The organism is Bacillus sp. ISL-18, assembly GCF_018613415.1.
Taxonomy (GTDB): domain Bacteria; phylum Bacillota; class Bacilli; order Bacillales; family Cytobacillaceae; genus Neobacillus.
The window spans coordinates 69,706-77,581 of record NZ_JAGGQG010000025.1 but is presented as its reverse complement, the minus strand read 5'-3'; the positions used below and the strand labels follow the sequence as shown (position 1 = coordinate 77,581).

Here is a 7,876-nt window from a genome sequence, read left to right as displayed (position 1 = left end):
AAATAGTCTGGTAATTAAGGCGAGAAGGTCACACCCGTTCCCATACCGAACACGGAAGTTAAGCTTCTCAGCGCCGATGGTAGTTGGGACTTTGTCCCTGTGAGAGTAGGACGTTGCCAGGCAAAAAAAAGACAATCCGTAAAGGGTTGTCTTTTTTTTGTATAATTATCTTTACTAACAATTATTCCACACTTTGTTCACAGACTGTCCCCAATAAGTGTAAAAAAAGGAATAACAGAAAAGTTATTAACAGGTGGATAATTTTCTGCTGAACAGCTACGATGGAACTTTACATTAATTTCACATTTCTGTATCACTTTACCTATTATTAATATAAAAAATGATAAGCAAAATTATAGGAGGTCAATAATTACGAAAATAGTCGAATTATATAAAGCTTATTTTCTGGGCTTTTTAGGTTTCACAACCGTGAAATTTGGAGAAAATCAGTAATAGTGAATCGTTGCATCTCCATAAAATTTTCAGTATAATTAAAGTCAAATATAGTCAAAGTCAGAAGATGGGAGGTGGGAAGATGAGAAACATTTCCGATATTATTGAAAAGTATCTAAAGCAGGTTTTAGAAATGAGTGAAGAAGATCTTGTTGAAATTAAAAGAAGTGAAATAGCCGATAAATTTCAATGTGTTCCTTCACAAATAAACTATGTTATTAATACCCGTTTTACGATTGAAAGAGGATATATTGTTGAGAGTAAACGGGGCGGCGGTGGATATATTCGGATAATGAAGGTCCAATCCCACGACTTAGCCCATTTAATTGATCATTTGCTTTCCCTTGTCAACAATCGAATAAGTCAAACGACTGCCGAGGACGTAATCATAAGACTTGTTCACGAAGAGGTCATTACAAAACGAGAAGCAAAAATCATGCTAAGTGTCATTGATCGTTCTGTACTATATATTGATCTTCCATTCCGCGATGAATTAAGAGCGCGAATGTTAAAAGCAATGTTAACTTCTTTAAAATATAAATAATTATGCAGCCTAAAGAGGTGAAAATAGATGATTTGTCAGGAATGCAATCAAAGGCCTGCCGCACTTCATTTTACCAAAATTATTAATGGGGAAAAAACAGAAGTCCATCTATGTGAGAAGTGTGCTCAGGAGAAAGGCGAAATGTTTATCTTGAATGGGGAATCGGGTTTTGCGTTTAACAACCTATTGGCAGGTTTATTAAATATTGATCCATCTTTTCAAAAGCCGAGTGAAAGCCCTTTTCAACAAGAAGAAATCCTTCAATGTCAACATTGTTCAATGACATTTCCACAGTTTTTAAAAGTTGGCCGTTTTGGCTGCGCTCAATGTTATGAGACATTTAAAGATCAGTTAAAGCCTGTATTAAGGCGCCTTCATAGCGGAAATTGGACCCATAATGGTAAAATTCCGAAAAGAATAGGCGGTGAATTTCAACTTCGCAAACAGATCGAAGAGTTGAAATTGGAATTAAAAGAGGCTATCAGGCAAGAGGAATTTGAGAAAGCAGCTGAAATTCGCGATCAAGTCCGTACATTAGAGAAACAAGTAGCTGGAAATGAAGAGGGAGGGGAATAAAGTGTCGGTTGAAAGATTTTTTAATCAAGCGGTCAGCTCTTGGATGAGCGAAGAAGGTCCGGATTCCGATATTGTCCTTAGTTCCCGGATTCGACTTGCACGAAATTTTGAATCTTATAATTTCCCAACTGTTTTTTCACATGAAGAGGCAAAAGTGATTATAGATACGATGGAGGATATTCTAAAAAAATCACCAGTTGAGAACTTCGGTAAAATGGAATTATTGAAAATGGATGAAATGCAGCCTCTTCAGAAGCGGGTTTTAGTAGAAAAGCATTTAATTAGTCCACTATTGGCAGAGGACTCTCCATATGGTGCTGTTCTATTAACAGAAAATGAAGAAGTTAGTATTATGATAAATGAAGAGGACCATATTCGTATTCAATGTTTATTTCCTGGTCTGCAATTAGCAGAAGCATTACATGCTGCGAATGAAATAGATGATTGGCTTGAAGAACAAATCCATTATGCATTTGATGAAAAATATGGCTATTTAACTAGTTGTCCCACCAATGTTGGCACAGGTCTCAGAGCATCTGTCATGATGCATCTGCCCGGATTAATTTTAACACAGCAAATTAATCGGATCATTCCTGCTATTCATCAGTTAGGCCTTGTGGTTAGAGGTATTTATGGAGAGGGCAGTGAAGCACTGGGGAATATTTTTCAAATTTCTAATCAGATAACTCTGGGGAAATCAGAGGAAGATATTAGCCGGGATTTAAAAGGAGTAGCGAGTCAGCTAATTTCACAAGAAAGGTCTGCTCGTGAAGCATTACGTAAAACTTCTAACATACAATTAGAAGACAGGGTGTTCCGCTCATTAGGGGTGTTATCTAATAGCCGGATTATTGAATCGAAGGAAGCAGCTCGCTGCCTATCGGATGTTCGGCTTGGTATAGATATGGGGTATATACAAAATATGCCGAAGACCATTTTAAATGAATTAATGATTTTAACCCAGCCGGGTTTTCTTCAGCAATATGCGGGCGGTCCATTACGGCCTCATGAAAGGGATATCCGAAGAGCCGCATTAATTAGGGACCGTATAAACTTGGAGAATGAAAAATAGGTGAGGAGGAAGAGAATATGATGTTTGGACGATTTACCGAGAGAGCACAAAAGGTTCTGGCACTGGCACAAGAGGAAGCAATTCGTCTTGGTCATAATAACATTGGAACTGAGCATGTTTTATTAGGACTTGTACGCGAAGGTGAAGGGATTGCAGCAAAAGCTCTTTATGGCCTTGGGTTAGGTTCAGAAAAAATTCAAAAAGAAGTAGAAAATTTAATCGGCAAAGGACAGGAAACTTCTCAAACCATTCACTATACTCCGAGAGCTAAAAAGGTGATTGAACTATCAATGGATGAGGCTCGAAAGTTAGGACACTCCTATGTTGGTACTGAGCATATTCTTCTTGGCTTAATTCGTGAAGGAGAAGGGGTAGCAGCAAGGGTATTAAATAATCTTGGTGTCAGCTTGAATAAGGCACGTCAGCAAGTACTCCAGTTATTAGGAAGTAATGAATCAGGTTCGCACCAAGGGGGAACATCCGTGAGTGCTAATACACCTACACTTGACAGCCTTGCAAGGGATTTAACTGCGATTGCCCGAGAAGGCAGTCTGGATCCAGTCATTGGCCGAAGTAAAGAAATTCAACGTGTTATTGAAGTATTAAGCCGTAGAACGAAAAATAACCCTGTATTAATTGGGGAGCCGGGTGTTGGTAAGACAGCTATTGCTGAAGGGCTTGCTCAGCAAATTGTCAACAATGAAGTACCTGAAATCCTGCGTGATAAGCGTGTCATGACACTCGATATGGGAACAGTTGTTGCTGGAACGAAATATCGTGGAGAATTTGAAGACCGCTTGAAAAAAGTAATGGATGAAATCCGTCAAGCAGGAAACATCATTCTATTTATCGATGAGCTGCACACCTTAATCGGTGCGGGAGGCGCAGAAGGGGCAATTGATGCGTCTAATATCCTAAAGCCATCCCTTGCACGTGGTGAGCTTCAATGTATCGGTGCGACCACACTGGATGAATACCGTAAATATATTGAAAAAGATGCTGCGCTAGAACGCCGCTTCCAGCCAATTCGGGTGGATGAACCAACTATGGAGGAATCGATTCAAATTCTAGCAGGCCTACGTGATCGTTATGAAGCCCATCACCGCGTCTCGATTACAGATGAGGCAATTGAGGCAGCTGTTAAGCTTTCAGATCGTTATATTTCTGACCGTTTCCTTCCTGACAAAGCAATTGACTTAATTGATGAAGCAGGTTCAAAGGTAAGACTTCGGTCTTATACAACACCGCCAAATTTAAAAGAGTTAGAGGTTAAATTGGAGGATGTTAGAAAAGAAAAGGATTCTGCTGTTCAAAGTCAAGAATTTGAAAAAGCGGCTTCTTTAAGAGATACAGAGCAGCGTCTCCGTGAACAGTTGGAAGAGACAAAGAAAACCTGGAAAGAAAAACAAGGAAAAGAAAATAATGAAGTGACCGTAGAAGATATTGCCAGTGTAGTTTCAAGCTGGACGGGTGTACCGGTCTCTAAGCTTGCACAAACCGAAACAGCGAAGTTACTTAATTTAGAGGAAACGTTACATTCCCGTGTCATTGGGCAAGAAGAAGCGGTTATAGCTGTTTCCAAGGCAGTCCGCCGTGCTAGAGCGGGACTAAAGGATCCAAAACGTCCAATCGGTTCATTTGTGTTCCTTGGCCCTACAGGGGTAGGGAAAACAGAATTGGCACGCGCCCTTGCGGAAGCTATGTTTGGTGATGAGGACTCAATGATTCGAATCGATATGTCGGAGTATATGGAGAAGCACTCTACATCCCGCCTTGTTGGTTCCCCTCCTGGATATGTCGGTTATGAAGAAGGCGGGCAATTAACCGAAAAGGTTCGTAGAAAACCGTATTCTGTCATCTTGTTAGATGAAATCGAGAAGGCACATCCAGATGTCTTTAATATCCTGCTTCAAGTTCTCGAAGATGGGCGTTTAACCGATTCAAAGGGAAGAACAGTTGATTTCCGAAACACAGTCCTTATTATGACATCCAACGTGGGTGCGGAGGCATTAAAGCGAAATAAGTTTGTGGGCTTCAATATTCAAGACGGGGAACAGGATTACAAAGATATGAAGGGTAAGGTGATGGATGAGCTTAAAAAGGCCTTCCGTCCGGAATTCTTGAATCGTATCGATGAAATTATTGTCTTCCATGCGTTAGAGAAAAAGCATCTTGAGGAAATTGTCACCCTGTTATCTGATCAGTTGGTAAAACGATTAAAAGAGCAAAATATTTCACTAGAATTAACACCAGCAGCAAAAGAGAAGATCTCTCAGGAAGGCTACGACCCAGAGTATGGTGCAAGACCACTGCGCCGTGCTATTCAAAAGCATATAGAAGATCGTCTGTCTGAAGAATTATTAAAAGGGACCTTATTAACAGGACAGCATGCTATAATAGATGTAGTCAACGGTGAGTTCGTTGTGAGAATGGCAGAACAAACAAGTTTAGCAAAATAAATCAAGACTTACGAATAGTTTAGTGCTTGACAACACATTGCAAGAGGTACACGTGAATAAAGTCAACCCGTGTGCCTCTTTTTTATTTATCAATTAATACTCAGGGTATTAGCGGGTTGGATATAACTCCATGTGGTTAGGAAAGGTTGAAGGTAATGGTAAAAAGGAAAACAAAGTTCATCTGCCAAGAATGCGGTTATGAATCCCCGAAATGGATGGGGAAATGCCCAGGCTGTGGACAATGGAATAAGATGGTTGAGGAAGTAGAAGTAACAGGAGCTCAAAGAAGAGGAGCATTTGCTCATTCACAAACCGGTTCTAATCTATTAACCAAACCAATGAAGATTAATGCAATTGAAATGGAGAACGAACCGAGAATCCTAACCGATTTACAAGAGCTGAACCGCGTACTAGGCGGTGGTGTCGTCAAGGGATCGTTAGTTCTAATTGGCGGTGACCCGGGAATAGGGAAATCTACACTTCTCTTGCAAGTATCCTCACAGCTTGCGAATAAAGGAAATTCTGTTCTTTACATATCTGGTGAAGAATCATTAAGACAAACAAAGCTTCGGGCGGAACGGCTGGGGATTTCCTCAGAAAACCTATTAGTCTATTCAGAAACAAACCTTGAAGAAATAAATCGGACGATTGATAGTGAGAATCCCAGCTTTGTCATTATTGACTCTATCCAAACGATCTTCCATCCAGAGGTAACGTCAGCACCTGGGAGTGTTTCTCAAGTCCGGGAATGTACATCTGAATTGATGAGGATCGGCAAAACCAAAGGGGTTGCCATTTTTATTGTTGGGCATGTGACCAAGGAAGGTTCTATTGCCGGGCCAAGGCTTTTAGAACATATGGTCGATACCGTGCTTTATTTTGAAGGGGAAAGACATCATACTTACCGAATTCTTAGAGCAGTCAAAAATCGTTTTGGCTCTACAAACGAAATGGGCATTTTTGAAATGAAGGAATTTGGACTCGAAGAAGTAGAAAACCCATCGGAAATTTTCTTGGAAGAGCGGTCTCGCGGAGCAGCTGGATCGACAGTTGTTGCTTCAATGGAGGGAACACGTCCGGTTCTCGTTGAAATCCAGGCACTTATCTCACCTACGAGTTTTGGAAATCCACGGAGAATGGCAACAGGAATTGATCATAATCGGGTACCGCTATTAATGGCAGTTTTGGAAAAACGGGTTGGTATGCTTCTAGCAAACCAGGATGCCTATTTAAAGGTTGCTGGAGGAGTCAAGCTGGATGAACCAGCGATTGATTTAGCGATTGCCGTAAGTATTGCTTCGAGCTTTAGGGATCGCCCGACAAGACCTACCGACTGTATTATCGGTGAAGTTGGTTTGACTGGAGAGGTAAGAAGGGTGTCAAGAATTGAACAGCGTGTTCAGGAGGCAGCCAAATTAGGCTTTGAACGCATTATTTTACCAGCTAATAATTTAAGTGGCTGGACGGGCCCAGAGGGGGTTAAGCTTATAGGTGTTTCCTCCGTTAGTGAGGCACTGCAAGCAGCGTTAGGAGGGTAGCAGATGGAAAATAAGAAACTTGGCGAGGCAACTACGGTAATAGATGTTTTACAGTTTATTGCCCCTGGCACGCCTCTTCGAGAGGGAATTGATAATGTATTAAGAGCCAATACAGGCGGACTTATTGTAATTGGGTATAACGATAAGGTAAAAAGCATTGTGGATGGTGGATTTTCCATTAATTGCTCCTTTTCACCAAGCTTTTTATATGAACTTGCCAAAATGGATGGTGCGATCATTCTTAACGAGTTAGGTAATAAAATTCTATTTGCCAATGCCCAGCTCGCACCAAACTCTGAGATCCCTTCAACAGAAACAGGGATGCGGCATCGCACAGCGGAAAGAGTCGCCAAGCAAACGAAAGCTCTGGTCATTGCCATATCACAAAGAAGAAATGTGATTACCCTTTATCAAGGGAATTTTCGTTATTCCTTAAAGGATATTGCTGTCATTTTAACAAAAGCTAATCAAGCCATTCAGACTCTGGAAAAATATAAGGTTGTTCTTGAACAAAGTATAACGAATCTAAGTATTTTAGAGTTTGAAGAATCGGTAACTTATAATGACTTTTTACTCGTTCTTCATCGTTTTGAAATGGTCTTGAAAATAAAAAATGAACTATTAACCTTTTTACATGAGCTGGGGACAGAAGGCAGGCTGATTCGGCTGCAAATGAATGAAATTCTAACAGACCTTGAAGAAGAAATTATCCTAATTATTAAAGATTATGCTAATGAGCGGGATGTCCTGGCCCGGGATGTGCTTCAGCGGATGCAGTCACTGGCAAATAGCGGCACGATTGAGGACATTGTATTGTTGAAATTAATGGGATACCTAGGCTATGTCCATCTCGACGAAAATAAATTTCCGCGTGGTTATCGGATTCTGCATAAAATTCCTAGATTACCTTCGATTATCATTGAGAACTTAATCACAAGTTTTGGAGAACTAGCCAGCATCCTGTCAGCAACGGTGGAAGAGCTGGATGATGTGGAAGGAATAGGGGAAGTACGGGCAAAGAAAATTAAAGAGGGCTTTCGCTTAATTAAAGACCGGCTATATACAGATAGGCATCTATAAAAATGATTGAAAAAGAAAATTGAGTATGCTAAAATGTCCAACCCCAATTTGTTTGACAGAGAAAATTTCCAATGCTACCCTATGAGGAGTAAGATTTTTACAAAATAGATTAATTTCAAGAAGATAAAAATTGGAAAAAATAATCACAAAATCA

At 40.4% G+C, this 7,876-nt stretch carries 6 protein-coding genes and 1 rRNA gene; all 7 read left to right on the top strand.

Going from position 1 to position 7,876, the window contains the following annotated elements; genetic code table 11:
- Positions 1 to 6: 6 nt before the first annotated feature.
- The 7 genes from rrf (at position 7) to disA (ending at position 7,722) form a co-directional block, all read left to right on the top strand.
- Positions 7 to 122 (top strand): 5S ribosomal RNA (gene rrf / locus J7E81_RS26555).
- A 413-nt stretch (positions 123 to 535) separates the two neighbouring features.
- Positions 536 to 997: a CtsR family transcriptional regulator gene (locus tag J7E81_RS26550; RefSeq protein ID WP_215047148.1), complete on the top strand. Its 462-nt coding sequence runs from the start codon at positions 536 to 538 to the stop codon at positions 995 to 997.
- A 27-nt stretch (positions 998 to 1,024) separates the two neighbouring features.
- A complete protein-coding gene (gene mcsA, locus J7E81_RS26545; protein WP_215047146.1) occupies positions 1,025 to 1,573 on the top strand; it encodes a protein-arginine kinase activator protein McsA in 549 nt (182 codons plus the stop codon).
- Position 1,574: 1 nt separating this feature from the next.
- Positions 1,575 to 2,645 carry a protein-arginine kinase McsB gene (gene mcsB, locus J7E81_RS26540; RefSeq protein WP_215047144.1) on the top strand — a complete coding sequence of 357 codons (1,071 nt, stop codon included), beginning with the start codon at positions 1,575 to 1,577 and terminating at the stop codon, positions 2,643 to 2,645.
- Between the two features lie 17 nt (positions 2,646 to 2,662).
- Positions 2,663 to 5,104, top strand: coding sequence for an ATP-dependent protease ATP-binding subunit ClpC (gene clpC, locus J7E81_RS26535; RefSeq protein ID WP_215047141.1), 2,442 nt, complete (start codon positions 2,663 to 2,665; stop codon positions 5,102 to 5,104).
- Between the two features lie 155 nt (positions 5,105 to 5,259).
- Positions 5,260 to 6,642: a DNA repair protein RadA gene (gene radA, locus J7E81_RS26530; protein WP_215047139.1), complete on the top strand. Its 1,383-nt coding sequence runs from the start codon at positions 5,260 to 5,262 to the stop codon at positions 6,640 to 6,642.
- 3 nt (positions 6,643 to 6,645) lie between these two features.
- Positions 6,646 to 7,722: a DNA integrity scanning diadenylate cyclase DisA gene (gene disA / locus J7E81_RS26525; RefSeq protein WP_215047137.1), complete on the top strand. Its 1,077-nt coding sequence runs from the start codon at positions 6,646 to 6,648 to the stop codon at positions 7,720 to 7,722.
- Positions 7,723 to 7,876: the final 154 nt, after the last annotated feature.